Origin of the sequence: Nocardia pseudobrasiliensis NBRC 108224, assembly GCF_001613105.1 — a bacterium.
Lineage (GTDB): Bacteria > Actinomycetota > Actinomycetes > Mycobacteriales > Mycobacteriaceae > Nocardia > Nocardia pseudobrasiliensis.
In genome coordinates this window covers 1-26016 of record NZ_BDBS01000066.1, presented here as the reverse complement: position 1 = coordinate 26016, position 26016 = coordinate 1, and the positions used below count along the sequence as shown (strand labels likewise).

Annotated in this window: 15 protein-coding genes; 5 read left to right on the top strand and 10 right to left on the bottom strand. The window is 67.7% G+C overall.

Going from position 1 to position 26016, the window contains the following annotated elements; translation table 11 throughout:
• Positions 1 to 2: 2 nt before the first annotated feature.
• A complete protein-coding gene (locus tag NP4_RS36640) occupies positions 3 to 269 on the bottom strand; it encodes a hypothetical protein (RefSeq protein WP_068008161.1) in 267 nt (88 codons plus the stop codon).
• Positions 270 to 316: 47 nt separating this feature from the next.
• Positions 317 to 559, bottom strand: coding sequence for a hypothetical protein (locus NP4_RS36635; RefSeq protein WP_068008158.1), 243 nt, complete (start codon positions 557 to 559; stop codon positions 317 to 319).
• A 136-nt stretch (positions 560 to 695) separates the two neighbouring features.
• Between NP4_RS36635 and NP4_RS36630 the strand changes: the two genes are divergently transcribed.
• The 5 genes from NP4_RS36630 (at position 696) to NP4_RS36610 (ending at position 12235) form a co-directional block, all read left to right on the top strand.
• Complete coding sequence (locus NP4_RS36630) at positions 696 to 2657, top strand: arabinofuranosyltransferase (RefSeq protein ID WP_068008155.1); 1962 nt, start codon at positions 696 to 698, stop codon at positions 2655 to 2657.
• Between the two features lie 154 nt (positions 2658 to 2811).
• The gene (locus NP4_RS36625) at positions 2812 to 4656 is read left to right on the top strand and encodes a glycosyl transferase (protein WP_068008152.1); all 1845 of its coding nucleotides are present in this window, start codon (positions 2812 to 2814) and stop codon (positions 4654 to 4656) included.
• 36 nt (positions 4657 to 4692) lie between these two features.
• Positions 4693 to 7956, top strand: a complete 3264-nt coding sequence (locus tag NP4_RS36620) for an arabinosyltransferase domain-containing protein (RefSeq protein ID WP_068008149.1) — start codon at positions 4693 to 4695, stop codon at positions 7954 to 7956.
• A gap of 187 nt (positions 7957 to 8143) precedes the next feature.
• Positions 8144 to 11455 carry an arabinosyltransferase domain-containing protein gene (locus tag NP4_RS36615; protein ID WP_068008146.1) on the top strand — a complete coding sequence of 1104 codons (3312 nt, stop codon included), beginning with the start codon at positions 8144 to 8146 and terminating at the stop codon, positions 11453 to 11455.
• A 21-nt stretch (positions 11456 to 11476) separates the two neighbouring features.
• On the top strand, positions 11477 to 12235 hold the full coding sequence (locus NP4_RS36610; RefSeq protein WP_068008219.1) for an alpha/beta fold hydrolase: 759 nt from the start codon (positions 11477 to 11479) through the stop codon (positions 12233 to 12235).
• Positions 12236 to 12248: 13 nt separating this feature from the next.
• Here NP4_RS36610 and NP4_RS36605 read toward each other — a convergent pair whose 3' ends face one another.
• From NP4_RS36605 to NP4_RS36570, 8 genes are all read right to left on the bottom strand, one after another.
• Positions 12249 to 12449 (bottom strand): DUF5988 family protein, encoded by a 201-nt coding sequence (locus NP4_RS36605; protein ID WP_062503241.1) that lies wholly within the window; start codon positions 12447 to 12449, stop codon positions 12249 to 12251.
• A 58-nt stretch (positions 12450 to 12507) separates the two neighbouring features.
• Positions 12508 to 14052, bottom strand: a complete 1545-nt coding sequence (locus NP4_RS36600) for an acyl-CoA carboxylase subunit beta (RefSeq protein WP_068008143.1) — start codon at positions 14050 to 14052, stop codon at positions 12508 to 12510.
• Positions 14049 to 19160, bottom strand: a complete 5112-nt coding sequence (gene pks13 / locus NP4_RS36595; RefSeq protein WP_068008139.1) for a polyketide synthase Pks13 — start codon at positions 19158 to 19160, stop codon at positions 14049 to 14051. Before pks13 ends, NP4_RS36600 begins: the two co-directional genes overlap by 4 nt.
• A 66-nt stretch (positions 19161 to 19226) precedes the next feature.
• Positions 19227 to 21146 (bottom strand): long-chain-fatty-acid--AMP ligase FadD32, encoded by a 1920-nt coding sequence (gene fadD32 / locus NP4_RS36590; protein ID WP_068008136.1) that lies wholly within the window; start codon positions 21144 to 21146, stop codon positions 19227 to 19229.
• 291 nt (positions 21147 to 21437) lie between these two features.
• Positions 21438 to 22457, bottom strand: a complete 1020-nt coding sequence (locus tag NP4_RS36585) for an LLM class F420-dependent oxidoreductase (RefSeq protein WP_068008131.1) — start codon at positions 22455 to 22457, stop codon at positions 21438 to 21440.
• Positions 22458 to 22594: 137 nt separating this feature from the next.
• Positions 22595 to 23590 (bottom strand): cutinase family protein, encoded by a 996-nt coding sequence (locus tag NP4_RS36580; protein ID WP_082876543.1) that lies wholly within the window; start codon positions 23588 to 23590, stop codon positions 22595 to 22597.
• The gene (locus NP4_RS36575) at positions 23587 to 24078 is read right to left on the bottom strand and encodes a DUF732 domain-containing protein (protein ID WP_245998633.1); all 492 of its coding nucleotides are present in this window, start codon (positions 24076 to 24078) and stop codon (positions 23587 to 23589) included. The genes NP4_RS36580 and NP4_RS36575 overlap by 4 nt, the downstream gene beginning before the upstream one ends.
• Positions 24079 to 24224: 146 nt before the next feature.
• On the bottom strand, positions 24225 to 26016 hold a 1792-nt coding region (locus NP4_RS36570), incomplete at its 5' end, for an alpha/beta hydrolase-fold protein (protein WP_068008123.1).

Here is a 26016-nt window from a genome sequence, read left to right as displayed (position 1 = left end):
GTTCAGCGAAAGAGCGCTTCCACCAATCGAATCAATGCGGTCGTGTCACTGACCATCCCGACTCGGTCGCCCAGCGCCGACATCGGATACCAGTCGATCAGGTCCGGCACCGCCAGCCCGATGGTGTCGACGCCGTCGGCGTCTCGGTAGGACACCCGGCACACCGAGGTGAAATCGTCCGGAACCGCGCCCGGCACAACCTGACAGACCACGACCCGCCCCTTCCCGGCCGCCAGATAGCGCGGACCCGAGAGCACGAGTACGTGCACCGGGGTCGGCGAGGGCGATGCGCGAAGCCTCCGAATCTCCCCCTGCCTCAAGCGTCACCCCGGCTGCGCAGCGCCTCCGAACGGACCGCATCGCGTGCGCGCAGTTGCTCGTACATCCACTCCTCGGTAATCCCGAGTGCCGCGTCGACCTGCTTGGATTGCTCCCACATCTCACGATCGAGGCGGTCCTGGATGGCCTCCACCACCCACTGCGAGACATTCCCGCCTGCCGCGGACCGTAGTTGCGCGTCGAGTTCGTCCGGAATCTTCACCGACAGCTGCTGGGTCATACCGATAAGGTTACCGATCGCATTACCGATCGCGGTGCGTATCGGGTTGCTTCGCGTGGATCGGGAGCGCCACCCCCGCGCTTGTAGGCTGACCCACGGCTCACGACCCAGTGCAGGATCAGGCGAACCCGGAGGCATGGTGCGAGTACTCGTCCGACAGGTCGGCAGCGGTCTCGGCGAGGCGGTGCTCGCGACCGTCGTCGCCGTGGTGGTGGGGGCGGTGGGGCTTTATGCGTTTTCCACTGTGCATTGGCCCGCGTTCGATTCGTCGAATGTGACTCGGGCGCTGACGACCGTGGGGCAGGCGGGGGCGGCGGTGGCGTTGGTCGGGTCGGTGGTGCTGATTCGGATGCGGCGATGGGCCTGGATGGCGAAACTGCTTTCCTGGGTGGGGATTTCGGGGTTCGTGACGGTTACGCTCGGGATGCCGTTGGCGGCTACCAAGTTGTATCTGCTCGGGATTTCGGTGGATCAGGAATTCCGAACCGAATATCTGACGCGGCTGACCGACCGTGCGGGGCTGCACGATATGACCTACGCCGAGCTGCCGCCGCTGTATCCGGCGGGGTGGTTCTGGATCGGCGGGCGGGTGGCGAATCTGTTCGGGCTGGCCGGGTGGGAGACCTTCAAGCCGTATGCGATCGTCTCGCTGGCCGTGGCCTCCGTGCTGGCTACGGTGTTGTGGTCCAAGCTGATTCGCGCCGACTGGGCGGTGGCGGTGGGCGCGGCGACCACGGCGGTGATGGTGGCGTTCGCCTCGCCGGAGGCCTACAGCGCGGTCCTGGTGATCCTGTTCGCACCGAGTATGGTGCTGGCCTGGGGCGCGCTGCATCGTCCGGCGGAATGGCTCGAAAAGTCTTCCGCCGTCACGGCGCGCGGTTGGGGCGCGGTGGTCGGGACCGGACTGTTCGTCGGCCTGTCGGGCATGTTCTACACGCTGTTCTTCGCCGTCGCCGCCTTCACCGTCGCGTTGATGGCGCTGGTGGCCTGGCTGGCGGTGCTGTGGCAGCGGCGGGCCGTTGCCGTTCATCGACCGCAGACCTCGACCGGGCCGGGCGCGTTCGCGCTGCTGTGGCCGATCCTGCTGCGACTCATCGTGATCGGCGTCATCGCGGCCGGTCTCACCCTGATCACCTGGGGCCCCTGGCTGTTGCGGGCGGCCGGTGGCGGGCCGAGTAGTTCGGGCGGATCGGCCCTGCACTATCTGCCGGAGTCCGGCTCACATCTGGCCTTCCCGATGTTCGACTTCTCCCATCCGCTGCTCGCCGCGCTGTGCCTGCTCGGCACCGTGTGGCTGGTGCTGCGCGCGGGCAGTTCCCGCCGGGCGCAGGCGCTGGGGATCTCGATCGTGGCGCTGTATCTGTGGTCGTTGGCCTCGATGGCGGTGACCGCGGGCGGCGCCACCCTGCTGGCCTTCCGACTCGAGCCGATCCTGCAGGTGCTGTTCGCCGCGGCCGGGGTGTTCGGATTCGTCGAGGGCGCGCGGGCGATCTATCAGGCCATCGACGAGCCCGCCCGGATGCGCACCGCGACCGCCGCGGTCGCGGTACTGGGCGCGCTGGCCTTCACCCAGGGCATCCCGGCCGTACTCGGCACCGAGATCACGACCGCCTACACCGATACCGACGGCAACGGCGAACGCGCCGACAAGCGCAATCCCTCGGCGGTACAGCACTATCGCGCGATCGATGCGGCGCTGCTCGAGCAGACCGGCCGCCCGCGCGATCGCTCGGTGGTGCTCACCGCGGACACCAGCTTCCTCGCCTACTACCCCTACTACGGCTTCCAGGCGCTCACCTCCCACTACGCCAATCCGCTCGCCGATTTCGCGGGCCGGGCCGCGGAGATCAAGCGGTGGAGCGGGCTGAAGTCGGCGGGCGAACTGCAGGAGGCCCTGAACCACTGCCCGTGGCGCGCCCCGGACGCCTTCCTGTTCCGGCGCAGCGGCGACGAGTACACGCTGCGCCTGGCCGAGGACGTCTACCCCAACGATCCCAATGTGCGCCGCTACACCGTGGCGTTCCCGAAGACCCTGTTCGAGGATCCGCACTTCCAGGTCACCGACATCGGCCCGTTCACCCTCGTCGTGCGGCGCTGAACGCCCGCTGTGGCGTTGTGCACACACAATTCGGTCTGTGCATAACACTGTGGAATTGGGGCTTTTCTTGTGGATAACTCAGCGTTCGGCCAGTCGCGCGCCCGCCGGATTGGGTAGCGTGGGCCGCTGATCGTCGGCAAGAGGAGTTTCACCTGTGGTATCGGGGCGGGAAACGGAACGAGTCGATTCGGGACGGGCGGGTTCGACCGCCCTGCTGGAACGGGACGACGCACCGGAACGGATCGAGCGGCCACCGCGCGGCCTGCGGGCCGATCTGCTGGTCGCCGCCGCCTATCTGAGCCTGGCGGTATTCGTATTGTCGGGCCAGTGGCGCGACACCGGGCACGGCTATCTGATCAAGAGCGGCCAGGACCAGACCATGTGGGAATGGTTCTTCGCCGAGACCGCGCATGCGGTGGCCACCCTGCACAATCCGCTCGGCACGCGGCTGCAGAACGCCCCCGACGGGGTCAACATGATGGCCAATACGGCCATGTTCGGCGTCGGAGTGCCGCTGACCCCGGTCACCCTGCTGTTCGGCCCCACGGTCACCTACGTCCTGGTCCTCACCCTCGGCCTGGCCGCGACCGGATACGCCTGGTACTGGCTGTTTTCCCGCGAACTCGTGCGCTCGCGCCTCGCGGCGGCCGTGGGCGGGCTGTTCTGCGGCTTCGCCCCGGCGATGATCTCCCACGCCAACGCGCATCCGAATTTCGTACTGCTGGCCGCGCTGCCGGTGATCGCCGGACTGTTGATCCGGATGGCGCGCCGGGCGCTGGACGGCGAGCCCGCCACCTTCCGCCGACGCGTGCGCGACGGTGTCCTGCTGGGTCTGCTGGTATCGCTGCAGATCGCGATGGGCGAGGAGCCGCTGCTGATCTTCGCGCTGGCCTTCGCCGTCTTCGCCGTCGTCTACTACCTGCCGCGGCCGCGTGCCGGACTGCGCGTGCTGCGCGGTATCGCGCCGACGCTCGGGCTCGGCGCAATACTCACGGTGGCGCTCACCGAAATTCCGCTGTGGTGGCAGTTCTTCGGACCGCAGAGCTACCACTCGATCGATCACGGCCCGATGGGCAACGATCTGAAGGCGCTGGTGCAGTTCCCCTCCGAATCGCTGGGCGGGCTGTTCACACCGGGCCAGAACGTGGCCATCAATCCCACCGAGCAGAACGCCTACTTCGGCTGGCCGCTGCTGATTCTGGTGACCGTGACGGTCGCGCTGCTGTGGCGCGATCGCCTCGCCCAGCGAGTGGTGCGCGCGGCCGCGGTGGTGATCGTGGTGTTCGGGGTGCTGTCGCTGGGCTCCGAGGCGACCGTGGGCAAGATGCCGACGGGAATGAGTCTGCCGTGGAAGTGGGCGGAACATCTGCCGCTGCTGAACACGGTCCTCGAGACCCGATTCACCTTCGCCGCGATTCCGGCCATCGCGGCCGTCCTGGCGCTGGCCACCGAACGCGCACTGGAGTATTCGCGGTTCTCGCTGACCGATCGGCGGCCGCTGGCCTGGTTCACCGCCCTGGCCCTTGCCCTGGCGCCGCTGACGCCCACGGTCCTGCCGGTGGTGCAGCGCGATGCGACCCCCGCCTTCTTCACCGACGGGACCGTGCGTAGATACGTGCACGGCGGCTCGGTCGTGATCGCCCCGCCGCCGACCCGCCTCGACGCCCGCCCGCTGCGCTGGCAGATCGACTCCGGCTTCGAATTCTCGCTGGCGGGCGGCTATTTCGTCGGTCCGACGGCCGATCGCAAGGGACGCTACGGCGCCGACGACCGCCCGACGGCCACGCTGCTGATGCGGGCGCAGGAGACGGGCCGGATCCCGGTCGTCGACGACGACACGCGCGCCCGGGCGCGGGAGGATCTGCGCTACTGGCAGGCCGATGTGATCGTGCTGCCGCCGACCGAACGCGCCGGTGTCCTGCACGTCACCCTCGATCAGCTGTTGTTTCCCGGCGAATACGTCGACGGGATGTGGGTCTGGGATGTATCGCGGAGGTAGCTAGCATCGTCGATCGTGCGCGCTGACTCTTCCGCGATGTCCCGTGTCCGCCTGATCGCCCTCCTGTCGGGGGCGCTCGGGATGCTGCTCGCGGTGCTCGCGCCGCTGCTGCCGGTGCGACAGGACCGCGCCACGCTGGACTGGCCACAACCGCAGGCGGTGAATGTCGACGCCCCACTGGTGTCCTATGTGCCGCTGGAGGTGCGACTGTCGCTGCCGTGTGCGGCGATTCGCGATCTGCCCGGCGGCACGCTGATCTCGACCGTGCCCGCCGGTGCGCCGGGTGCGACCTCGAAGGGCCTGGTGGCCAAGGTCGTCGACGAATCCGGTTCCGGGCGGACGCTGTCGGTGCTGCTGCGCGATATTCCGCTGCTGTCCGCGTCGATCGCCGAGATCGGCGGCTGTACGAACTTCACCGTGGTCTCCACCTCGACCGCGACCACCGCCGAGCTGACCGGGGTACAGCGCAAGGACGGCACGCCGTACGTCTCGACCGTCGGCGGCGATGTGCGACCCCAGATCGTCGGCGTGTTCACCGATCTGGACCGCGCGCAACTGACCGACGCGACACTGCACGCCGATATCGACTCGCGCTTCTCCTCGAGCCCGTCGGCGCTGAAGCTGGCCGCGATCATCGGCGCGGTGCTGTGCACGATCATCGCGCTGATCTGCCTGCATCTGATCGATACCGCCGATGGTCGCCGCCCCCGCCGGGTACTGCCCGCGCGCTGGTGGCGATTCACCCTCACCGATGCCGCGGTGCTGGGCACACTGCTGCTGTGGCACATCATCGGGGCGAATACCTCCGATGACGGCTACATCCTGAATATGGCCCGAGCATCGAAACATTCGGGCTACATGTCCAATTACTACCGCTGGTTCGGCGTGGCCGAGGCGCCGTTCGGCTGGCCGTACGAGGTGCTGGCCTGGATGACCCGGGTCAGCGATTCGAGCCCGTGGATGCGGCTGCCCGCGCTGCTGGCCGGGCTGGCCTGCTGGTTGGTGATCAGCCGGGAGGTGTTGCCGCGCCTGGGCGCTCGGGTGCGCCGCAATGCCATCGCGCGCTGGACCGCCGGGCTGGTGTTCCTGGTGGCCTGGCTGCCCTATGACAACGGGCTGCGGCCCGAACCACTGATCGCCCTGGGCGCGCTGCTCACCTGGTGTGCCGTCGAGCGGTCGATCGCCACCGGGCGACTGCTGCCCGCGGCGCTCGGAGTGCTCATCGCGGCGTTCTCGCTGGCCGCCGGGCCGACCGGGCTGATCTGTATCGCGGCGTTGATCGCGGGATCGCGACCGGTGTTGCGGCACATCATCAAACGGGCGCGCCCGAATGCCTCCACCATCTCGTCGTCCCGGCGCGTTTTCAGCCGAGATTCCCCGATCCTGCGGTACGGCTCGCTGCTCGCTCCGGGTATCGCCGCCGGAACCCTGGTCCTGGTCGTGGTATTCGCGGATCAGACATTGGCCTCGGTGCTGGAGGCCACCCGGGTACGCAAGATCATCGGGCCCGATGTGGCCTGGTTCGACGAACGCACCCGCTGGGATTCGCTGCTGATGCTGTCGCCGGACGGATCGCTGGCGCGGCGGTTCGGAATTCTCGGCATGCTGCTGTGCCTGGGCGTCTGCGTCCTGGTGATGCTGCGCAAGGGCGGCCGGGTGCCCGGGACCTCGCGCGGACCCTCGGCGCGTATTCAGGGCATCGTGTTCATGTCGCTGCTGCTGATGATGTTCACCCCGACCAAGTGGACCCACCACTTCGGCGTCTACGCCGGACTCGCGGGTTCGCTGGCGGCGCTCACCGCGATCGCGGTGGGAGTCAACGGCATTCGGGCCCCGTACAACCGGTCGCTGTTCGCGGCGGCGGTGTTCTTCCTGCTCGCGATGACCTTCACCGGATCCAACGGCTGGTGGTACGTATCCAGTTACGGCGTGCCGTGGTGGGACAAGGCGCCGCTGCTGGCCGGTAAGGGTTTCTCGACGCTGTTCTTGGGCCTGGCGGTGCTGTGCCTGCTGCTCGCGGCGTGGCGGTACTACCGGGAGCCGTATCGAAAGGATCAGCCGCGCAGGCGATTCGACCGGTTCGCGATCGAACCGCTCACCGTCGCGGCCGCGGCCATGGTGCTGTTCGAGGTGGCCTCGCTCGGCAAGGCGGCCGTCACGCAGTACCCGGCCTATTCGGTCGCGAAATCGAATCTGCGCGCCCTGGGCGGTGATTCGTGCGGACTCGCCGACGACGTACTGGCCGAGACCGACACCCCCGATTCGCTGCTGCAGCCCTACACCGGTTCGCCCGCCGACGGATTGGCCGCGGACAACGTCGGATTCACCCCCAACGGCGTCGCGAGCGATCTGACCGCCGATGCGGAGGAAACCGTCGCCGGCGGAGCCAATTCCATCGATTCCAAATCGGAGAACAAGACCACCAACACCACCCAGGCCGGAACCGGCGGCGGCAGCACCGCCGAGGCGGGTGTCAACGGCAGCACCGTGGCGCTGCCGTTCGGCCTGGATCCGGCCCGCACGCCCGTGCTCGGCAGCTATACGGCCAAGGACAAGCAGCAGGCCCATCTCACCTCGCAGTGGTATCGCCTGGATCTGGCCGGCGCCCGCGGCGACGCGGCCCGCAAACTGCTCGTGGTGACGGCCGCGGGCCAGATCAAGTCGGTCGACAAGGACGGCGTGGTCCACTACGGCCAGGATCTGCGCGTCGAATTCGGTGACCGCGCGGCCGACGGCGCGGTCGAGGCGCTGGGATCGTTCGTGCCGCTGGATATCGGCGGCGGGCCCTCGTGGCGCAATATGCGGGTGCCGCTGGATCGAATTCCGGATCGGACCAATGCCGTTCGCATCGTGGCCGTGGCCAACGATCTGACCCCGAAGCAGTGGCTCGCGGTCACGCCGCCGCGCCTGCCGAAACTGGCCACCCTCGATTCGTTGGTCGGCCGCAGCGCGCCGGTGCTCGAGGACTGGCACGTCGGCCTGGCCTTCCCCTGCCAACGTCCGTTCGATCACCGCGACGGCGTGGCCGAGGTTCCGCGCTGGCGCATCCTGCCCGACCGCGTCGGCTCGGACGCCTCCAATGCCTGGCAGGACGATATCGGCGGCGGCCCGCTCGGCTGGACCGGCCTCCTGCTGGCGGCCCACACCGTCCCCGCCTACCTCGACCACGACTGGGCCCGGGACTGGGGTTCGCTGGAACGCTTCACCCCCTACGCCCCCTCGGCCCAGCCCGCCACCATCGGCGTCCGTGTCGAAAACCGCTGGGGTTGGGCAAAAGACGTCCCGATCAAGGCCCGCTGACAACAATGCCCACCCATCACGCTCGGCCCGCGCCTCACGCGCCCACAACGAAGGGAGCCTGACGACCGACCGTTCGCGGCCCTCAGGGCCGCGAACACGCGTCGGAGCGAAGCGGAGACGCCACACACAGCCGCGAACATGCCGGAGCGGAGCGGAGGCACAACCAACACAGCTAACATCACCAACCGTGCCCGACGCCGCAACTGCCGTCTTGACCGAACCGAAGCCCGCCGCGGCCGCGGCGACGCCCGGTGATTTCCGCACCGCGCGCCTGATCGCGCTGGTGGCCGGATTGCTGGGTGCGCTGTTCGCGATCGCCACGCCGTTTCTGCCCGTGCAGCAGACCACGGCGGAGGTGAACTGGCCGCAGGGCGGGGCCATCGGCAATGTCGAGGCGCCGCTGATGTCGCAGGTTCCGATCGATCTGACCGCGAGCATCCCGTGCTCGCTGATCGCACAGTTGCCGCAGGGCATCGCGCTCAACACCGCACCGCAGCAGGGTGATCGGGCGGCGCTGGAGGCGATGTTCGTTCGGGTCACGCCCGAGACGGTGGATGTGATGGATCGCAACGCCATCGTGGCGTCGGCGAAGCGATCCCAGCTCGACGGCTGTTCGGCGATCACCATCAGCTCCGATATCAACAGCACCCGGGCCGAATTCGTGGGCACCGGAATCCAGGGCACCCTCAATGGTGATCTGCGCCCGCAGGTGGTCGGCGTCTTCTCCGATCTGCGCGGACCCGCCCCGGCCGGACTGTCGTTCCACATGACCGTCGACACCCGCTTCACCTCGACGCCGACCTGGATCAAATTCGTCGCGATGATCGCGGCCGTGCTGTGCACGCTGATCGCACTGGCCGCGCTGGGTCGTCTGGACACCAGCGACGGCCGCGGTCATCGGCGCATCCTGCCCGCCCACTGGCTGAAGCCGACCTGGGCCGACGGCGCGATCGTCGGCACGCTGCTGGTCTGGCATTTCGTCGGCGCCAACACCTCCGACGACGGTTACATCCTGTCCATGGTCCGGGTCGCGCCGCACGCGGGCTATCTGGCCAACTACTTCCGCTGGTACGGCGTCCCCGAGGCGCCCTTCGGCTGGTACTACTACGTCATCCAGGCCTTCGCCGAGATCTCCACGGCCAGCGCGTGGGTGCGAATTCCGGCGCTGCTCTGCGGAATTCTGTGCTGGATGGTGATCAGCCGCGAGGTGGTGCCGCGGCTCGGGCGCTCGGTGCGCAATTCGAAGGTCGCGCTGTGGACCGGCGGCCTGGTGTTCCTGGCGTTCTGGCTGCCCTATGACAACGGCCTGCGCTCCGAGCCGATCGTCGCTCTGGGCGCGCTGCTGACCTGGGTGTCGATCGAACGGGCCATCGCCACCGGGCGCCTGCTGCCCGCGGGCGTCGCGGTGCTGTTCGCGGCCTTCACCCTGGCCGCCGCGCCGACCGGATTGATGTGTGTGGCCGCCCTGCTGGCCGGTATCCGGCCGCTGGTGCGCATCGCGGTGCGCCGCCATCGCGAGGCGGCCGCGCGGGCGGGCACGGGCTTCTTCGCCACGCTCTGGGGTTCCTCACTACCGCTGCTGGCCCCGATCGCCGCGGCCGGGTTCCTGGTGCTCACGGTGGTCTATAGCGATCAGACCTTCGCCGGAATCCAGGAGGCCGACCGGGTCCGGAAGATCACCGGGCCGAATCTGGCCTGGTACGAGGACTATCTGCGGTACTACTACCTGTTCGTGCAGACCGTCGACGGCTCGCTGTCGCGCCGGTTCGCCTTCCTGGTGATGATCCTGTGCCTGGTGACCACCGCGCTGGTGCTGCTGCGCCGACGCCGGGTGCCGGGCATCTCGGCCGGTCCGACCTGGCGGTTGATCGGCGTGGTGTTCGGGACGATCTTCTTCATGATGTTCAACCCGACGAAGTGGACCCATCACTTCGGCGCGTACGCGGGCATCGCGGGTTCGCTGGCCGCGGTGACGGCGGTCGCGGTTTCGGCCTCGGCGCTGCGATCGCGCAAGAACCGCACGGTCTTTCTCGCCGCGCTGCTGTTCATGCTGGCGCTGACCTTCTCGGGCATCAACGGCTACTGGTACGTGTCCAGCTACGGCGTGCCGTGGTTCGACAAGACCGTCTCCCTGCACGGCAATCAGTCCAATACGCTGGTGCTGATCCTGTTCGGCCTGGCGCTGGCGCTGGTGGCCTGGCAGGCGCTGCGCGAGGACTACACCGCACCGCCCGCGAGTCCGAAGACCGCGCGCGGCAGGCGGATTCGCCGGTTCGCCGCCATACCGCTGACCGTGGTGGCGGCGCTGATGGTGGCATTCGAGGTGCTGTCGCTGATCAAGGGCGCGACCACGCAGTATCCGGCGTATTCGCTGGCCCGCTCGAATCTCGATGCGGTGCAGGGCAAATCGTGCGGCCTGGCCGATGACGTTCTGGTCGAATCGAATCCGAACGGTGGCCGCCTGAACCCGATCATCGATCCGGCCAATCCTCCCAAGGACGGTGATCCGCTGGCCGGCGCCGATCCGACCGGCTTCGATCCCAATGGCGTGCCGACCGATCTGAAGGCCGATTCGGTCGAGGTGAAGCCGGGCACCGGCAATACCTCCAACCAATCGGTGGGCGCCAACTTCGCCGAGGGTCAGAACGCGGGCACGGGCGGCGGCCGGATCGCCGAACCGGGCGTCAACGGCAGCACCGTGGCCCTGCCCTACGGCCTGGACCCGAAGACCACCCCGGTCATGGGCAGCTACCAGCAGGGTATCCAGCAGCCCGCGCATCTGACCTCGAGCTGGTACGAACTGCCCGCGCGCTCGGATGACTCACCGCTGGTGGTGATCTCGGCCGCCGGGCGCATCCTGTCCTTCGATCAGACCGGATCGCTGCAGTACGGCCAGGATCTGCAGTTGGAGTACGGTAAGCGCCAGCCCGACGGCAGTGTGACCGCGCAGGGCAGGTACGTGCCGCGCGATATCGGCCCGGCTCCCTCGTGGCGCAATCTGCGGGTGCCGCTGGCTGAGCTCTCCCCCGACGCCGACGCCGTGCGCATCGTAGCCAATCGCAATGTGCTGATCGGCGATCAGTGGCTGGCCTTCACCCCGCCCCGGGTGCCGAAGCTGGTGACGCTCAACAGCTTCCTCGGCTCCGAGCAGCAGGTGCTCGAGGACTGGGCGGTGGGCCTGCAGTTCCCGTGCCAGCAGCCGTTCCTGCACTACGCGGGCGTGGCGACCATGCCGAACTACCGCATCAAGCCGGATCGGCCACTGGCGGTCAGCTCCACCGACACCTGGCAGGCGCAGGAGTTCGGTGGTCCGCTGGGCTTCGCGAACATGCTCGCCGGTGCGACCACCGTCCCGACCTATCTGAAGGACAACTGGGCCCGGGACTGGGGGTCGCTGGAGCGCTACGACCGGTACTACACCGATGCGAAACCGGCCGAGGTCCAGACGGGTTCGACCACCCGGTCCGGCTTCTGGTCGCCGGGGCGCATGCGAGTGTGATCCTGCGGCAGGATGGTGCCCATGAGTCATGTGCGAGTGGGTGCGGTGGATACGTGGTACGACGTGCAGGGCGAGGGTGAGCCGCTGCTCCTGCTGCACGGCGGATTCACCGACTCGCGCACGTTCGAACCGGCGGTTCCCTTGTTCACCAAGCAGTTCCGGGTGTACACGGTGGACCGCCGGGGGCACGGCCGCACGGCCGATTCCGACGCGCCGTTCAGCTACGAGGCGATGGCCGAGGAGACCATCGCCTTTCTCGAGCAGGTCGTCGGGGGCCCGGCGCATCTGGTCGGCTACAGCGACGGCGCCAATACCGCACTGCTGGTAGCGCTTCGGCGGCCGGATCTGGTGCGCAAGCTGGTGTCGGTCAGCGGTAACTTCCACCACGACGGCCTGATTCCGGGCACCCTCGACTTCGGCGACGAGGTCATCTCGCACTTCGCCCCGAACTACGGCGCGGTGTCACCCGACGGCGAGGACCACTTCCCCGTGGTGTTCCGCAAGGGCCTCGAAATGGCCACCACTCAACCGGAACTCGACGCGGATGAGCTCGGGGCCATTACCGCGCGCACGCTGGTATTGGCCTCCGACGACGACATGATGACCCTCGAGCACACCGTCGAGCTCTATCGCGCGATTCCCGATTCCGAGCTCGCGATCGTACCGGGTACCTCCCATACGCTGCTGTTCGAAAAGCCGAAGCAGGCGTACGGGACGATCATCGACTTCCTGACCTCCGACCCGGTGCCGACCAGGGTGCCCGTCCGGCGGGCGCGGTGAGGACCGCCGCGGCTCAGCGTTCGATGCGCTCACACCACTCGTAGACCGGGAGGCTGCCCTCGGCCGTATCCTGCCAGCGCGGTGTCACCTTGAAGCGCTCGTAGCCACCGTTGAACTGCACGCGCAGTTCGATTCCCGGTGGCGTGATCGGCACGATCCGTTGCGGCAGGTCGGCGGGCCCGCCCTCTAGTACGGCCTTCGGTGAGCTACCCATAGCTGAAGGCTCTCATACCCGGACGGATCGACCATGCGAATCCGAGAAAGACACGCGGCTACAGCGGCAGCAGGTGGTGCTTTCTCGGATTCCGGTAGACCTGCTTGTCCCGCAGGAGTTGTAGGGCCTTGCGGATTTCCAGGCGGGTGGTGGCGGGCTCGATGACGCCGTCGATGTAGCCGCGTTCGGCGGCGATCCACGGGGTGGCCACGGTGGTGTTGTAGAAGTCGATCATCTGCTGGCGGATCGCGGCGCGCTGCTCCTCCGGCGCGGCCTCGATCTGCTTGCGGCCCACCACACTCACCGCGCTCTCGGCGCCCATGACCGCGATGCGGGCCGTGGGCCAGGCCAGGTTGACGTCGGCGCCGAGCTGTTTGGAACCCATCACCGCGTAACCGCCGCCGTAGGACTTGCGAATCACCACGGTCACCTTGGGCACGGTCGCCTCGACGAAGGAGAACAGGAATCGGCCGCCGCGCTTGATGACGCCGATCTTCTCCTGCTCGACACCGGGCAGGAAGCCGGGCGTATCGACGACGAACACCAGCGGAATCTCGAAGGCGTCGCACATCCGCACGAAATGCGCGGCCTTGTCCGAGGCCCGCGCGTCGAGCGCGCCCGCGTACACCATCGGCTGATTGGCGACCACGCCCACGCTGCGACCGTCGACGCGGGCGAAACCGGTGATGACGTTCATCCCGGCCGATGCGCCGATCTCGTGGAAATCACCGTCGTCGAAGATCCGCAGCAGCACCTCGTGCATATCGTAGGCCGCGTTGTCGGAGTCCGGTACAAGGGAATTGAGTTCCAGATCGCTGTCGGTGATCCCGGGTTCGAGGCCCGGATTCACGATCGGCGGCAGCTCCTGACAGCTGGACGGCAGATAGCTCAGATACTGCCGCACCCAGTCGAAGGCCGCCCGCTCATCCTTGGCGACGTGGTGGATATTGCCGTACTCGGCCTGGCTGTGCGCGCCGCCGAGCTCCTCGAGCGAGACGTCCTCGCCGGTGACCTCGCGAATCACCTTGGGCCCGGTGACGAACATGTACGCCTCTTCGGTGGCGACCACGACGTCGGTATTGATCGGGGCGTACACCGCGCCACCGGCGCAGCTGCCCAGGATCATCGAGATCTGCGGCACCAGACCCGACAGCGGCTCCTGCCGCCGACCCATCTGCGCGTACCAGGCCAGCGAGGTCACCGCCTCCTGCACGCGCGCGCCGCCGGAGTCGTTGATACCCACCACCGGACAGCCGACCTTGGCCGCGAAGTCCATGACCGCGGCCACCTTTCGGCCGAACATCTCACCGACCGAACCGCCGTAGACGGTCTGATCGTGCGAGAAGACCGCGACCGGGCGGCCGTCGACCAGGCCGTGCCCGGCGACCACACCGTCGCCGTAGAGCGCGTTGCGGTCGCCCGGATTGCGCACGAGCGCACCGATTTCCACGAAGGTGCCGGGATCGAGCAGCATGCCGATCCGCTCACGGGCCGAGGGGATTCCCTTGCGGGCCCGCTTGGCCACCCCCGCTTCACCCGCCGGTTCCTGCGCTAATTCTAATTTCTTCCGCAGGTCGGCGAGTTTCTCGGCGGTCGTACTCACTTGGCTCCCTTCGCGATCTCGGCAAGTTTCCGAGTGAGGTCGGCACCGATCGTGGCGATGCGTGGCTCGTCGACGATCTGGAGGTGGTCACCGGGGATGTGGATGACTTCCAGGTTGGGGATGTACTCGTCCCAGCCGCCGTTGGGGCGACGGTCGGCGTAACGGGGTTCGAGTTCGATCATGCCGTCGTGGTAGCGATCTGCGAGATACAGCACGGTGTCGCCGTCGTAATGCGAGGGCTGAACCTTCTGCAACTCACGGCTTTCCACCCACGAGGTGCGCTGATGTTCCAGCACGCCACCCGGAATCTGCGCACCGGCAAATTTGATCAGCTCCATCACGATCTCGGCCTGCTGCTCGTCGTCAGCATCCGCAAGCTCCTGGAGCTGTTCCTCATCCAGTTCGCCCGGCACGTTGTAGGTCTTCTTCGCGAAGTCCTGATAACGCTTCATCCGACGCAATCGTTCCTCGGGGCTGTTGTCCTCGAGTTGAGTCGGCAGAGCGAGGTCGATCAGGCCGACCAGGCGAACATCGGAGCCCTCGGCACGCATGAGCTGGGCGACCTGAAGGGACAAAACCGCCCCCAGCGACCAGCCGTAGAAGACGTACGGGCCCTCGGGCTGGAGCTTGCGGATCTCCGGAACGTACTGGCGCGCACGCTCCTCGATCGAGCCGTCGACCCGCTCGAAGCCGTACATCGGGGTGTCAGCGGGCAAGCGGCGAAGCAGCGGCTCGTACACCAGCGTATTGCCGCCCGAAGGGTGGAACACGAAGACTGGCACGGCCTTCGAGCCCTCAGGCCGCGCCCGCAGCGTACGTACAAATCCGTCGACGTCGCCGCTCTCGTCCTGATGCTCACGCACGACATTCGAGATCTGCTCGATCGTTTCGCAGTCGCGCACGTCTTCGACGTCGATCTGCGCACCCACGCGCTCCGACAGCCGCTCCGCCAACTTCTGCGCGGTCGCGTCGTCGAGAATCGCGAGCGTATTGAAAATGCCGCCTGCCGACTTTCCGGTCACCATGGCCCAGGTGCCAAAGGTGAGTCGCTCGGCGGCATCACGCGGCGGCACATTGTCCTCCACGGAAGCGGTTTCCACTGGAGCCGCTTCCGGTTCGGGCGCGGCCTGTTCAGCGACCTTCGCCTTGACCGCCGCCGCCGGATCCTCCCCGGCCTCCATGGCCGCACGCGCCGCCTCGACGAAATTGTCGTCCACGGTCAGCGAACCGCCCTCGGCCGCTTGCTTTTCCGCCATCTCGCGAATCTCGTCGCGATGTTCGATGGCGTAGCGCAGTACCTTGGCGACCTCGTGCAGGCTGGCATCGCGCACGGCTTGGATCTGCAGCTGCGGGATGTCGAACTCGTACTCGACGCGGTTCTTGATGCGCATGGCCATCAGCGAGTCGAGGCCCAGCTCCATGAGCGGGATCTCCATCGGCAGATCCTCGACGGCGTAGCCCATGGATTCGGCGACGATCAGCGACAGGCGATCCTCGACGGACTGGGCGCCATCGGGATCCCAACGCTCGCCGAAGGATTCGACGACCGCGACCTCGGCCGTCGACTCCGCGACGGGCTGGGCGGCCGGGACCGGTTGCGCGAGAGCGGTTTCCGGCAGCGGTGCGCCGGAGGTGACCACGGCATCGAACAACAACCGGAAGGCATTGCCCTCCTTGACATGCACCTGCACCGACGCACCACCCGGATGCGGGGTGAGCGTGGTGGTCAGCGCGCCGGAGGCGGGCAGCGGCGAATGCGCGATGGACGCGCCGAGCGAGACATCCGAAAGCACTTGGGCCGCAGCGGCGTTCACCAATGCGGCAAGGTCGGTGACGGCGGCCGCCGAGACCTCCCAGGCATGGCGGCCGTCGGGCAGAGCGACATGCGATCCGGGCAGCTGGCCGCCGGTTCCGGAACCGAGCACGCCCAGCCCGAGGCCGACCTTGGGCCAGTACTCCTTGCGCAGGAACGCGGTTCGCGGAATATCGGCGTAATCCCCGGCGGACAGCAGCGATGTCAGGTCCACCGGATGACCCTGCACATACAGCTGCGCCAGCGCGGAGATGATGTTCGCGGAGTCGTCCTCCTTGCGCTTGAGCGTCGGGATCAGCGCGGCATTGTGCACACCGGCGGCGAAGGTGGTCCCGAGCACCTGCATCAGCGCCACGGAATGCGGGGCGATCTCGAGATAGGTCGTGATGCCACTGTCCACAGCCGCGCGGATCGCATAGCTGAAGCACACCGGCTGACGCATATTCGCGACCCAGTAGTCCACATCGTGCACCGGCTCGGAACCCGCGCGGAACACCTGCGACTTGCGCACGGTCGAGTACAGATCGACCTTCGGGCTGCTCGGCTCGATACCGGCCAGCTCCGCGGCCAATTCGCCGAGCAGCGGATCCATCTGGGAGGTGTGCCCCGCGCCGCGGGTCTGGAGCACCCGGGCGAATTTGCCCTCGGATTCCGCGCGAGCCACCACGGCCTGCACCTCGTCCGGCAGGCCACCGATCACGGTATTGGTGGGCGCGGCGTACACCGCGACCTCGAGGCTCGGATAGTCGGCGATGACCTGCTCGATATCCTCGGCGCTGTATTCGACCAGCGCCATATTGCGGACATCGGCGTCGGTGATCATCGCCTCACCCTCGCCCATCAGCCGCGAGCGCGCGCAGATGACGCGCACGGCGTCCTCGAGGTTCATACCGCCGGAGACGTAGGAGCCCGCTGCCTCGCCCTGCGAATGTCCCACCACCGCTTCGGGTTCCGCGCCGTGCGCGCGCAGCAGTGCGGCCAGGGCGACCTGAGTGGTGAACACGCCGACCTGCGAGGTGCCCACATCCCAGTCCTGGGCGTCGTCGAGGATCATCTCCTTGACCGAGTAGCCCGCCTCGTCCTGAACCAGCTCGTCGACCTCGTCGACGGCCCGGGCGAAGATCGAATTCTCCTGGTAGAGCTGCTTACCCATCTTGCGGTGATGCGAGCCGAAGCCGCCGAACACCCACATCGGACCGCGTGCGGCCGGGGCGTCGGCGGTGAACACGCCGTTACCCGGCTTACCCTCGGCGATGGCGCGCAGGCCCGCGACGGCCTCCGCGTGATCCTTGGCGATGACCACGCCGCGCGAACGATTGTGATTGCGCTTGGCCAGCGCACGGGCCACATCGGCGAGCGGAGTCGCCTGTCCCGCTTCGGATTCCAGCCAGTCGGCCAGATCCTTGGCGGCGCGCTTGCGCCGCGACGGCAGATACGCCGAGACCGGCAGGATCACCGGCAGCGGCTCCTCGCGCGTCCATTCCGGTTCCGGCGCGGCGACTTCGGTGATGCGCTCGGCCTCGGAGATCACATCGGTGGTCTCGTCGTCCAGATACGCGCGCAATGTGTCGGCGGAGCTCGAGGGCACGGACGCGCCGGACGGCACGTACTCCTGGATGACCAGATGCGCGTTGGTACCGCCGAAGCCGAAGCCGGAGATGCCGATGGTGGCGGTGCCGCTGTAGCGCGGGAATTCGGTCGGCTCCTCGACCACCTTCAGATGCGCCTGATCCCAGGGAATGTACGGGCTGGGCAGTGCGAAGTTGATATTCGGCGGAATGACGTTGTGCTGCAACGCCATCACGATCTTGGCGAGGCTGGCCGCGCCCGCGGCGGATTCCAGATGTCCGAAGTTGGTCTTGACCGAACCCAGCAGTGCGGGTTTGTCCGCATCGCGACCGCGGCCGACCACGCGGCGCAGGGCGTCCGCCTCGATCGGGTCGCCGATGGGGGTGCCGGTGCCGTGCGCCTCGATGTAATCGACTGTGGAGGGAGCGATTCCGGCATCGCGGTAGGCGCGGCGCAGCACATCGGCCTGCGCGTCCGGATTGGGCGCGAGCAGGCCGTTGGAGCGGCCGTCGTTGTTGACGGCGGTGCCCTTGATCACCGCATAGATCTTGTCGCCGTCGCGTTCGGCGTCGGCCAGGCGCTTGAGCACCACCATGCCGCCGCCCTCGGAGCGGACCATACCGTCGGCGTCGGAGGAGAACGCCTTGATGTGGCCGTCCTTCGCGACACCGCCGCCGCCGTCGAATCCGAGCGTCGTGAACGGCGCCAGCAGCATGTTGACACCACCGGCGAGGGCCAGATCCGCCTCACCGTTGCGCAGCGCCTGCACCGCGCCGTGCACCGCGACCTGAGTCGAGGAACATGCGCTGTCGACCGAGACCGACGGGCCGCGGAAGTCGAAGAAGTAGGACACCCGGGCGGGGATGATGGAGGAGGCGCTGCCCATGATCCCGTAGGCGGCGGCCGTCGCCGGAATGTTCGCATCGGCGGACTGCGCGCCCGCCGCCATGGCGGTGAGGAACATGAAGTCGTTGGTCGACGAGCCGATGAAGACGCCGACCGGCTCGCCCTTCAGGCTGCTGGCGGGAATTCGGGCGTGCTCCAACGCCTCCCAGGTGAGCTCCAGCACGAGCCGCTGCTGCGGGTCGATCCGCTCCACCTCGATCGGGGACATCGCGAAGAACTCCGCGTCGAAGTTCTTCAGCACCTCCTGATCGAGGTAGCCGCCCTTGGTGTTGGCCTTGTCGACGACCTCGGCCACCTGCGGGTCCGCGGTGAACTCCGACCAGCGGCCCTCGGGCCGCTCCCGGATTCCGTCACCGCGATTGATCAGGAATTCCCACGTCGACTCCGGCGTATCACCCGCACCCGGCAGTCGGGTCGACAGACCCACGATCGCCACATCGTGCGCCTCGCCCGGCCGGTATCCGGCGGTGTAGAACTCGTCGTCGGACGATTCCTCGGCAATCTCGGGTTCCCCGTTGATGATTCGCTCGGACAGCGACGCGATCGTCGGATGCTGGTAAACCACGGTGGCATTGAGCACCACACCGGTCAGATCCTCGATGTCGCCACCCAGCGCGAGGGCATCTCGCGAGGCCAGTCCGAACTCCTCCATCGGCCGGTCCACCGTGATCTGCTCGATCGGCTGACCGGTCGCCTCGGCGACCCAGCGGCGCAGCCACTCCCGCAGTTCGGCCACGGACATATCGGTGCCCGGTTTGTCGGCGACCGCCTCGACAGCGTCGGCGGTCTCGTTCGTCTGGGTGCCCTCGTTGTCAGCCATCAATTCCTCAAGCTACCTGGGTACGGGTGTCGAGCGACGGGGATTGACAGCCAGTGTCTCCCGTGCTCACTCTTCGTCGGGTGCATCGGGGAAGGCCTGCTGCTGATGACCACCGCGCAGCGTGCCTTCCAGGTATTCGGCCTTGCAGGCGCGGCGGGCGATCTTGCCGCTGGAGGTCCGCGGAATCGAACCGGCCGGCACCAGCAGCACATCGCGCGCTGTGACACCGTGCCGCTGCGACAGCGCCGCGCGCACGGCGTCGGCGATCGGACCGGGATCGGCCTTGTGCGCGCCGGGTCCGCGCTCGGCGACGATCACCAGCTGTTCGGAGGCGTCGTCCGGGTCGAACTTCAGACCCGACTGCCCCTCGGAGAACACCTCGGGCGGCAGCTGATTGGCCGGAACCGAGAACGCGGCGACGAAGCCGGGGCGTAGCAGCTTGCTGGCCTCCTGCGCCGAGTACTCGAGATCCTGCGGGTAGTGATTGCGGCCGTCGACGATCACCAGATCCTTGACGCGGCCGGTGATGTAGAGCTCGCCGTCGATGTAGACGCCGTAGTCGCCGGTGCGCATCCAGATCGCGTCGGCGGGGGTGCCCTCGGCCTTGCTGTCCTCGGGCAGGCGCTGGGTCAGCACATTCTTGAAGGTCTTGCGGGTTTCCTCGTCGCGACCCCAGTAGCCGATGCCGATGTTGTTGCCGTGCAACCAGATCTCGCCGACCCGGCCGTCGGGCAGTTCCTGCGCGCCGCCCGGATTGTCGATGGTGTCGGGATCGACGATCGCGGCCCACTGCGACAGCGCGACATAACCGCAGCTGACCTGGGCGATCGAATTCGGGGTGCCCTGTTCGACCTTGAGCACCCGGCCGGCGTTGAGCTCGTTGCGGTCGACGTAGATGACCTTGGCCTCGTCCTCGTGGCGGGTCGCGGAGACGAACAGCGTCGCCTCGGCCATGCCGTAGCACGGCTTGATGGCCGTCTTGGGCAGGCCGTACGGGGCGAACGCCTCGTTGAACTTCTTCATCGACGAGGTGGTCACCGGCTCGGAGCCGTTGATCAGACCGATGACATTGGACAGGTCCAGGCTCTCGCCGTTCTTGGGCAGACCGCGCGCGGCCGCGTGCTCGAAGGCGAAATTCGGTGCGGCGGCGAAGGTTCCGGCGCCGTCGGAGACCGCGGCCAGCTCCTTGATCCAGCGGCCCGGGCGGCGCACGAACGCACTCGGCGACATGATGGTGATGTATTTGCCGCCGATCGCGGGCAGGATCACGCACAGCAGGCCCATATCGTGGAACAGCGGCAGCCAGGTGACCCCGCGCGAGTTCCAGTCCAGGTTGATGGCATTGACCATCTGCAGCAGATTGGTGCCGACCGCGCGGTGGGTGATCTCCACACCGGCGGGGGTGCGGGTCGAGCCGGAGGTGTACTGCAGGTAGGCGATGTCGTCGACCGTCAGCTCCGGGCGAACCCAGGCCTCGCCCAGGGTGTCCGGTACGGCGTCGACGGCGATGATGCGGGGGCGCTGCGCGGCGGGAAGCGGGCGGAAGAACTGGCGCACGCCCGCGGCGGAGGAGCTCGCCGTGAGAATGGCCGAGGGGGTGCAGTCGCCGAGGACTGCGTGCAGGCGATCGGTGTGACCCGGCTCGTCCGGATCGAACAGCGGCACCGCGATGGTCCCGGCGTAGATGGCGGCGAAGAAGGAGATCACGTAGTCCAGGCCCTGCGGCGCGAGAATCGCCACCCGGTCCCCGGGCTTGGTCACCTGCTGCAGGCGAGCGGCCACCGCGCGCAGCCGGATCCCGAACTCCTTCCAGGTCAGGTCCTGGTACTCGCCGTCGCGCTCCCGGGAGTAGTCGATATAGCGGTACGCGAGGGTGTTCGCGTCGTTGCGAGTGTGCTTCTCGACGTAGTCGACCAGGGTGCGACCCTCGGGAATTCTGATGTTCCCGGTTTCGTCCAGGTAGTCGTCGAAAGTCTCGTCCGTCATTCCTTCTCCTCCGAGGCACACGCAGCACGGCGCGACATGGCCGCTGTTACCTGTGAGGCCCCGACTCGCTATCGCCTGCGGGCGCTCTGTGGTGCGAGAGCATGCCTGCAGCTTTACCGGCGGTCTGCGCGGTGACCGCCTATCGGCTAGATGTACTCAAACCAGAGACATGTTACAGAGCAGTCCCCGGAGCAGTCCCCGGAGCGCGGCGAACACGTCCTAGCGCAATCTCGATGGCGGCCTCCGCGGGTCCCTCCGTGGTTACGCAAGCTGCCGCCTCCGGTCCCGTCGCTACGGCCGCACCTCCCGCAGCAGCGGGATCACCGGCGCGAACGCGTCCATCTGGGTCGGAAACACTCCGACATAGGACATCGAGGTCAGCGCGCGCACGTTACGGATCTGCTCGGCGATCTCCTCGAATGTGCCGATCGCCACATACGGCGACGTCAGAATGTCCTCGACGGTCAGTTGGACGTCGACCTCGAGATCGGGATGCAGTCCCTTCTCGATCGCGTTCAACGCCATCTGCGCGGTCCGCTCGCGATCGTCGGTGACGAGGATCGCGGTAATGGTCCAGTTCAGCTCGATGTCGGTGAAACGATCACCGGCCGCCTCCTTGATCAGATGTACCTTCTGGATGGTCTTGTCGAGTGTGATCCCGGACAGCAGACCCTTGCCGTACTCGGTCGTCTGCGGAACCACGGAGATGATGTCGGCGTGTTTGGCGGCCAGGCGCAGCATCCTCGGACCACCGCCGCCGGTCACCAACGGCGGTCGCGGGCCTTGACGCGGGCGTGGCGTCCCCTTGACGCCGCGAACCTGATAGTGCTTGCCCTCGAAGTGGCATTCCTGGCCGCGCAGCAGCACGTCCAGGATGGTCAGCGCCTCGTCGAGTCGTTCCAACCGCACGCCGGGTGATTCGTAGGCGATACCGGCCGCCTCGAACTCCCTTTTGATCCAGCCCGCGCCCACGCCCAGTTCCAGCCGGCCCCGGGACAGCACATCGATGGTGGCGGCATCCTTGGCCAGCACCACCGGATGCCGAAAGCCGTTGGCCAGCACCGAGGTTGCGAGTCGGATCCGCTCGGTCGCCACGGCCAGCGCGCCGAGCGCGGCGATCGGACCGACCTGCGGGCCCAGATGATCGGGTACGGCGAAACAGTCGTAGCCGTACTCCTCGGCCCGCTGGGCGAGCTTGACGAACTTGCGCGCACCGCCCTCGGCCTGACTGCCCTCCCCGGCGGCAGCGAAACGGAACGGCCGCAGCGGCGTTCCCAGCGCCGAAAGCGCTGGTGCGGCGGCTCCCGTCATGAACTCCTGCTCCTGGCTGTGCGGAAATTACTGCGACGCCGGGGCGGTCCGGGGGACCGGCTCCGGCGTCGCGATCATCGCAGCACTTTACAGCCTGCGGACCTCTCGGTCCTCTTGGTCGGGCGACCGCCCCTTTCTCAGGAGTGCGCAGGGTGTGGAGCGTTATTGATCAGTCCGGCGGCCCAATTCACGGTCCAGGCGGTCGAGGTGACACCGTCCGCGTCCACCCGGAAGCTGGCGTAGAGGGCGTGCACGGGATTGCCGACCGCGCGGACCAGGGTGTTCAGGCTGGGAATGATGTTGAGCGGATTCAGCGCCTGAACCGGTGCGTCGCAGATGAGATCGCCGGGCGCACAGATGGTGTTGGTGCGATCGGCCAGCGCCCCGAAGCCGCCCGGCCGCGGTCCGGTCATGGTGATGCCCGGCACGGTCAGCCCGCGCAGCGCCACCTCGGCGCCGACTCCCGGTGGGGCCTTACCGATTTCGATGCCCTGACCCGGGCCGTGGTCGCGACGGCCGTCGGCGAGCAGGGTCACGCCGAGCACCTTGTCCGCGGGTACGGGACCCTTGCCAGCGCCGATCTGGGCCGCGATATCCCCGGCGATCACCGCACCCTGCGAGAAGCCCGCGATGACATAGGTCGTCAAGGGGCATTTCTGATGCAGCGCCGCCAGCTCGTCGGTGGCGTTCCTGGTGCCCTCGGAGCGCGAATTGTTGTAGGACTGCTGGCCGTCCGGCGGGATCGCGATCGGATTGGAGAACTGCGCGACATACGGGACGGTGTAGACGTCGAGGCGGCCCTCGGGGAACTGCTCGCGCAGCGGATTGCTCACGCCCAGCATCAGCGAGTTCGGATTGGCCGTGGGATTGTGCGGATCGTCGGTGCTACTGGACTCCCAGGTGCCCGGAATCGACAGCAGCTGCACGTCCGGACAGTCGGCGGGCTGCGAGGTGGGTTCGCGCGGACCCGCGGGCGGGCGGGGTTTGGGCAGATGCAGCAATCCGGCCAGCAGGTACCACAGCAGGATCACCACGACCACGATGCCCGCGACGATCGCCAGGAACAGCAGACAGCCGGGCCGGCGCCGACGGCCGCCGGCGCCTCCCGAATATCCCGCCCGTCGCCGAATCACTTGTTGCAGTAGGTCGTCGACGCGACGTCGATGTAGATTTTCCCGGCCTGTTCGACCGACATCTTCTGCGGATCGAACGCCGGATCGGATCCGGCCATGGCGTTGACGTAGGTCGCGATCTCCTGATCGGAGGCGCCGCTCGCCTTACCCTGGCAGACATAGTTGGCCGCGGTCAGCGCGATATCCGGGCTGGACGGCGTGATGCCCTTCTTGCGCAGCGCGTCCAGGAACACCTGATCCTTACCGGTCACCGGGGTGGTGTCGGACGGACCGGGCGACGGGGTCACCGGCTCGGGCCGCTCGGGCGCGCCGGTCTCGGGTGCGGGCTGCGGCGAGGTCGCCTCGCCGGTGGGGACCTGGACCGGCGGAAGCGTCTGGGTCGGGGCCGCGGCGCTGGTCGAGGTCTTCAGCGTGGGCGTGCTCGACGCGGTCGAGTCGTTGTTTCCGCAGGCGGCGAGCAAACCGGCGGCCGCGAACGTAACAAGCACACCGGCCACCTTTCCACGGGTCCGAAGCATGTATTCGTTTCCTCGATCTCGTTCACAAGGGTCAGCGGTCGCCGTCCAGGCTAACGGCTGCCCGGGATCGTGGGGCATGGCCGCCGGAAACCTCATGTACTTCTCAAGGTGGGCCTTCACATGCCGTGCACCTCGGGCTTGCCGTCGCGGATGACGATGAAGCCGGTCTGGAAGTTCTGCTGCACGCCGCCGGGCACCGGGAACTCGTCGCTGATCGGATAGCCGAGCTTGCCGTTCTCATAACCCTGTTGGGCCCAGGCGTCCATGATCGGGCCGTTGCGCACCGCCCACGCGCCCGACAGCGGACTCCAATAGATCGTGCCGCCCTCGAACTTCGAGTACCGGCCCGCGTCGCGCGCGGGCGTCTCGTCACCGGCCGGGAAGCCCAGCGGACTGTTCTCGAAACCCAATTGCGCGTACTTGCCGAGGATCAGACCCTGCACCCGATGCGCGCCGGTCTTGGCGCTGAAGTACATCGGCCCGTTCTCGAAACCCTGGACCACGCCGTCACGCTGGGGCGTCTTCAGCTCGGGCCCGGTCGGATAGCCCGCGGGCCCGCGCTCGTAACCCTCACGGCCCCAGGCATCCAGGATCGCGCCGCGCAGTACCTGGGCGCCGGTCTGCGCGGTCCAGTACACCGCGCCGCCCTGGAAGGTCTGGAAGCGACCGCGACCGTCGGGCAGCAGCTGCTCGTCGCCGGTCGGCAGGCCCAGCGGCCCGCCCGAGCCCATCGTGCCGGTGTAGCTGCCGCCGATCATGCCGCCGATCGCGTGCGCGCCGGTCGTCGCCGACCAGAGCACCCGCCCGCCGTGGAAATCCTGTGCGGTGCCGCCGGTTACCGGATATTCCGGGGTCACACAGCCGCCGAGCCACGAATTACCCTGTGCGACGGCCCCGATCGCGCCGCCCGCCTGGCACTGCGGCGCCTGCGGATCGACGCCGAGCGAACTCGCGGCCTGCGCCCAGGACTGGCGCATCTCGAAATCCCAGTACGGCCAGGAGTGCGTGCCGGACGGGCGGAAGTTCACCGTGGCCGGAATGGCCAGCTTGTTCAACTTGTCGACGAAGTTCTGACTGGTCAGCCGGGCCAGTATCTCCAGGCCCATACCGGCGTAATTGGTACTGATACCGGGGATGTCGGAGGGTTTGTCGAACGTGCCGGTGGTGCCGCTGCCCGCCGAGACGTACAGGCTCATCCCCTTGAGCTTGTCGGCCAGGGCATAGGGATCGTGCGCCGCCCATTCGGGACTGGTCGGCGGGCCCCACATGAGATTGGCGTCGAAGCCGCCCGCATCGCGCATCGCGTACGTGATGGCCTGCGGCATGCCCAGTGTCGTGGTCGTGAGCACGCCCGAATACGAGGCGGCGTGCTTCACCCAGCCGGGATTGCGCCCCGCCAGGAACATCGCGGCCGTCCCGCCCATCGAAAGTCCCTCGACGCCACGGTTGTTGGTGGCGCGCCACTGATTCTCCAGCAGCGGCGGCAGCTCCTTGGTGAGGAAGGTCTCCCACTTGTAGGTCTTGCCGTTGTCGGGCTGCAACCAGTCGGAGTAGAAGCTGGACTGGCCGCCGATCGGCAGCACCACGGTCACATTCTTGTCGGCGTAGAAGTCCACCGCGCCCGCATCCTTGGTCCAGCCGCTCTCATCGTCCTGGGCGCGCAGGCCGTCGAGCATGAACAGCACCGGAAAACGGGCCTCCGGATGCAGGTTCCAGTCCCGGGCCAGCAGCAGTTGCACCTGGATCGGCGTGGCCATACTGGGCGAGTTGACCCAGACCGCGACGCGGCGATCGGTCAGCCAGACGACCTTCTGCACGGTCGCGCCGCCGTCCGGAGTGGCGGCGGGGGCGGGAGCGGGGGCGTTCGCCGCCGGAGCGGGAGCGCTCGCGGGCGGGGCCGCCGGGGCC

Coding starts and splice junctions, on each gene's coding strand:
- NP4_RS36605 (WP_062503241.1), bottom strand. CDS start 12,449: ATGGGTAGCTCACCGAAGGCCGTACTAGAGGGCGGGCCCGCCGACCTG.
- NP4_RS36620 (WP_068008149.1), top strand. CDS start 4,693: ATGTCCCGTGTCCGCCTGATCGCCCTCCTGTCGGGGGCGCTCGGGATG.
- NP4_RS36630 (WP_068008155.1), top strand. CDS start 696: ATGGTGCGAGTACTCGTCCGACAGGTCGGCAGCGGTCTCGGCGAGGCG.
- fadD32 (WP_068008136.1), bottom strand. CDS start 21,146: ATGACGGACGAGACTTTCGACGACTACCTGGACGAAACCGGGAACATC.
- NP4_RS36610 (WP_068008219.1), top strand. CDS start 11,477: ATGAGTCATGTGCGAGTGGGTGCGGTGGATACGTGGTACGACGTGCAG.
- NP4_RS36635 (WP_068008158.1), bottom strand. CDS start 559: ATGACCCAGCAGCTGTCGGTGAAGATTCCGGACGAACTCGACGCGCAA.
- pks13 (WP_068008139.1), bottom strand. CDS start 19,160: ATGGCTGACAACGAGGGCACCCAGACGAACGAGACCGCCGACGCTGTC.
- NP4_RS36585 (WP_068008131.1), bottom strand. CDS start 22,457: ATGACGGGAGCCGCCGCACCAGCGCTTTCGGCGCTGGGAACGCCGCTG.